Origin of the sequence: Mesorhizobium sp. M7A.F.Ca.CA.002.04.1.1 (genome assembly GCF_004022805.1) — a bacterium.
Lineage (GTDB): Bacteria > Pseudomonadota > Alphaproteobacteria > Rhizobiales > Rhizobiaceae > Mesorhizobium > Mesorhizobium ciceri.
On record NZ_RZPL01000893.1, the window covers coordinates 1 to 2,028 of the forward strand.

Consider the following 2,028-nt stretch of genomic DNA (forward strand, 5'->3'; position numbering starts at 1 on the left):
GATGGAGCACGCTCATGACCTCCTCCGCCCCACACCTCCACCAGGCCACCACCCGAACCGACCTCGTCGACTGGGGCGTCCAACCTGACGCGCTGGACGGCGCTTCGCGCTCCACCGGCAGGCTCGTGCACAAAGGGCCAAACAACCAGCCGGAATCCGGCATCTGGGTCTGCACGCCAGGCCGCTGGCGCCTCAGTATCCCGCGCGACGAATTGTGCCATTTCGTCGCCGGCCGCGCGACCTACCGGTCGGATGTCGGTGAGGTGATAGAAGTCTCCACCGGCACCGTGGTCATGTTCCCTGCCGGCTGGAGAGGCGAATGCACCGTGCATGAGACGATGCGCAACGTCTACATGCTGGCGTGACCACGGAGCTTGATGACATGTCGACACCGCACTGGCCGAAGGCTTCGGCCGTGGAATTGGAAGACTGGGGCGCGGGCAGCAACACGCTCGCCGGTTCGCCGCGCGCTTCGGGCAAGATCCTGGCGCAGAACCCGGACGGATCGAGCGAATGCGGCCTGTGGGCGTGCACGCCGGGCACGCGCAAGGTCACCTTTGGCGCCGACGAATTCTGCCACTTCCTGTCGGGACGCGGCAGCTATGTCCATGGCGACGGCGAGGAGATCGCGGTCGAGGCCGGCACGCTGGTATTCTTCCCCGCCGGCTGGACCGGCATCTCCATCATCACGCAAACGCTGACCAAGGCCTTCATGTGCCGCTGAGCACCCATTTCCAAGGAATCGATATGACAACCCCCATCATGAAATCCCCGCTTACCATTACCGACCTCGTCGACTGGGGCGTCATCCCGACCATGATCGAGGGCCAATCCCATACCTCGGGCAAGCTGCTGTACAAGGGGCCGGAAGGCCGCTCCGAATGCGGGCTTTGGGTCTGCACTCCGGGCAAATGGCACTGCCATGTCACCCGCGACGAGTTCTGCCATTTCCTCGAAGGGCGCTGCACCTATGTGCATGAATCCGGCGAGGTCATCGAGATCGAGCCGGATACGGCAGCGTTCTTCCCGCAGGACTGGAAGGGCGTCTGCACCGTCCATGAGACAATCAAGAAGGTCTACATGATCCGCTGAGCCTTCTCGATAATTCTGCCCTGCCGGACACCTGACGCGGCTTTCTGCGCTTCCGGTGCTCACGGACTAAATGTCCGCTGCGCTCCGGTTCTCGAAAGCCACGCCATCTGCCTCGGCAGGACGAATTCTCAAAAAGGCTCCGTAAATGGAGAAGGACAAAATGGATTTCTCTCCTGACCGGCCAACCTTCTTCGTCAATCCGGACTACCGGTCGATGGCCGGCGCGGCAAAACCGGTGATCGATCCGGCGACGCTGGAAACCGTCGGCGCTATCTCTGCTGCGACAGACGGCGAGATCGATACCGCACTCACGGCCGCGACGAAGGCGCAGGCCGCCTGGAAGAAGCTCGATGCCAAGAGCCGGGCCAAGCATCTGCATGCCGTCGCCAACGCCATCGAGGCGGCGGACTTCACGCGTTGCGCCGAGCTGATGGTGCGCGAGATGGGCAAACCCTACCCCGAAGCGATCGGCGAGATCGCCAATTGCGCGCCGATCTTCCGCTACTATGCCGAGATGGCGCGCGACGATGCCGGCAAGATCGCCGGCACGACGCAGGCCGGTTCGTTCCAGTATGCGCGCTACGAACCTTACGGCGTCTCCGTACACATCATGCCCTACAATTTCCCGATCCTGCTGATGTGCTGGACGGTCGCCGCATCGCTCGCCGCCGGCAATGCCTGCATCATCAAGCCGGCCGAGGCGACGACGCTCTCGACGCTGGACTACATGACCGTGTTCCGCTCGCTGCCAGAGGGGCTGGTCTCCTGCCTGCCCGGCGGAGCGGCCACAGCGCAGGCGCTGATCGCCTCCGACCGCACCCATGCCGTTGCCTTCACCGGCTCGGTCGCCGCAGGCAAGGCGGTGGCGGTAGCCTGCGCCGAACGCATGAAGCCGTGCGTCATCGAGGCCGGCGGCAGCGACCCGCTGATCATAAG

The 2,028-nt window shown here is 64.0% G+C and carries 4 protein-coding genes; all 4 read left to right on the top strand.

Going from position 1 to position 2,028, the window contains the following annotated elements; all coding sequences use genetic code 11:
* Positions 1 to 14: 14 nt before the first annotated feature.
* Positions 15 to 365 (top strand): cupin domain-containing protein, encoded by a 351-nt coding sequence (locus ENZ75_RS30055; RefSeq protein WP_063169498.1) that lies wholly within the window; start codon positions 15 to 17, stop codon positions 363 to 365.
* A gap of 17 nt (positions 366 to 382) precedes the next feature.
* The gene (locus ENZ75_RS30060; RefSeq protein ID WP_063170399.1) at positions 383 to 724 is read left to right on the top strand and encodes a cupin domain-containing protein; all 342 of its coding nucleotides are present in this window, start codon (positions 383 to 385) and stop codon (positions 722 to 724) included.
* Positions 725 to 747: 23 nt separating this feature from the next.
* The gene (locus ENZ75_RS30065; protein WP_013528939.1) at positions 748 to 1,092 is read left to right on the top strand and encodes a cupin domain-containing protein; all 345 of its coding nucleotides are present in this window, start codon (positions 748 to 750) and stop codon (positions 1,090 to 1,092) included.
* Positions 1,093 to 1,252: 160 nt separating this feature from the next.
* Positions 1,253 to 2,028 (top strand): aldehyde dehydrogenase family protein (locus tag ENZ75_RS30070; RefSeq protein ID WP_128278557.1); only part of this gene is annotated, 776 nt, incomplete at its 3' end.

Bases quoted from the DNA above. Each gene is read 5' to 3' on its own strand.
- ENZ75_RS30055 (WP_063169498.1), top strand. From the start codon at position 15: ATGACCTCCTCCGCCCCACACCTCCACCAGGCCACCACCCGAACCGAC.
- ENZ75_RS30060 (WP_063170399.1), top strand. From the start codon at position 383: ATGTCGACACCGCACTGGCCGAAGGCTTCGGCCGTGGAATTGGAAGAC.
- ENZ75_RS30065 (WP_013528939.1), top strand. From the start codon at position 748: ATGACAACCCCCATCATGAAATCCCCGCTTACCATTACCGACCTCGTC.